1 rRNA gene is annotated in these 2,082 nt (G+C 46.6%); it reads right to left on the bottom strand.

Going from position 1 to position 2,082, the window contains the following annotated elements:
- Positions 1-96 precede the first annotated feature (96 nt).
- A 16S ribosomal RNA gene (locus tag BUW93_RS14820) occupies positions 97-1,624 on the bottom strand.
- Positions 1,625-2,082: the final 458 nt, after the last annotated feature.

Raw genomic sequence — 2,082 nt, 5'->3', positions numbered from 1 at the left:
ATTAAATCGACAGCATAGAATCAAGACCAAAAAAGAAGCTTTAAATACTTCCTCTTAGATAATTGCGCTCTGCACTTTAAAGTGCAATAGCTCTAGAAAGGAGGTGTTCCAGCCGCACCTTCCGGTACGGCTACCTTGTTACGACTTAGCCCCAGTTACCAGTTTTACCCTAGGCGGCTCCTTGCGGTGACCGACTTCAGGTACCCCCGGCTTCCATGGCTTGACGGGCGGTGTGTACAAGGCCCGGGAACGTATTCACCGGATCATGGCTGATATCCGATTACTAGCGATTCCAGCTTCACGCAGTCGAGTTGCAGACTGCGATCCGAACTGTGATAGGGTTTATAGATTCGCTCCTTCTCGCGAAGTGGCTGCTCTCTGTCCCTACCATTGTAGCACGTGTGTGGCCCAGGACGTAAGGGCCGTGATGATTTGACGTCATCCCCACCTTCCTCGCGGTTTGCACCGGCAGTCTGGCTAGAGTTCCCGACTTCACTCGCTGGCAACTAACCACAGGGGTTGCGCTCGTTATAGGACTTAACCTGACACCTCACGGCACGAGCTGACGACAACCATGCAGCACCTTGTAATCTGTCCGAAGAAAAAGCTGTTTCCAGCCCTGTCAGACTACATTTAAGCCCTGGTAAGGTTCCTCGCGTATCATCGAATTAAACCACATGCTCCACCGCTTGTGCGGGCCCCCGTCAATTCCTTTGAGTTTCATTCTTGCGAACGTACTCCCCAGGTGGGTTACTTATCACTTTCGCTTAACCACTCAGCCCTCAATTAGGCCGAACAGCTAGTAACCATCGTTTACGGCGTAGACTACCAGGGTATCTAATCCTGTTCGCTACCTACGCTTTCGTCCATCAGCGTCAGTGTATTATTAGTGATCTGCCTTCGCAATCGGTATTCTGAGTAATATCTATGCATTTCACCGCTACACTACTCATTCTAACCACTTCATAATAACTCAAGGATAACAGTATCAATGGCAATTCTACAGTTAAGCTGCAGACTTTCACCACTGACTGATTACCCCGCCTACGGACCCTTTAAACCCAATGATTCCGGATAACGCTTGGATCCTCCGTATTACCGCGGCTGCTGGCACGGAGTTAGCCGATCCTTATTCTTACGGTACCGTCAAACACCCTCACGAGGGTGCGGTTCTTCCCGTATAAAAGCAGTTTACAACCCATAGGGCAGTCTTCCTGCACGCGGCATGGCTGGATCAGGCTCTCGCCCATTGTCCAATATTCCTCACTGCTGCCTCCCGTAGGAGTCTGGTCCGTGTCTCAGTACCAGTGTGGGGGGTCTCCCTCTCAGGACCCCTACCTATCGCAGCCATGGTAAGCCGTTACCTTACCATCTAACTAATAGGACGCATACCCATCTAATGGCCATAAATGTTTAATATATAAATCAGGAGATCCATATATACTATGGGGTATTAATCCAAATTTCTCTGGGCTATTCCCCTCCAAAAGGTAGGTTGTATACGCGTTACGCACCCGTGCGCCGGTCGTCAGCAGATTGCAAGCAATCCCTGTTACCCCTCGACTTGCATGTGTTAGGCCTGCCGCTAGCGTTCATCCTGAGCCAGGATCAAACTCTTCATCGTTGTTTCTTAAATAATATAACAACCATCTAAAGTTTGCACTCAAAGACGACTTCTCTAGTCTTAATTCTAAATTATTTGTAATGATTGCCCTAAGGCAATCTTACGCGCTGTCAATTCAATAAATCAATGAACTTCCTTCTAATAACGAAGGTTTCTTTGCCGAAATTAAAGGACTCGAACCTCTTCTCTTTATCACCCACCCGGGATTTCTTTTCAGTATTTTTGTGAACTCGTTTGCTGTGAAAGCGGCTGCAAATATACAATGCTTTTTCCTTTACTTCCAAACAAAATCTTTGGAAAATTTTAAAGCTTTTTTTTTATTTCAAGTCCACTCTAAAAGAACAATTCGCTTGCTGTTTTTGCGGGTGCAAATATACACCGCTTTTTCTTTCTGGCAATAAAAAAGTTTTATTTTTTTCTATCCTTGAAAAAGCCGCTTAAACGCTCTCTCAATTCAC

This window comes from Salegentibacter sediminis, from assembly GCF_002078605.1.
GTDB lineage: Bacteria > Bacteroidota > Bacteroidia > Flavobacteriales > Flavobacteriaceae > Salegentibacter > Salegentibacter sediminis.
The sequence above is the reverse complement of the archived record's forward strand: the minus strand, read 5'-3'. Positions and strand labels throughout refer to the sequence as shown.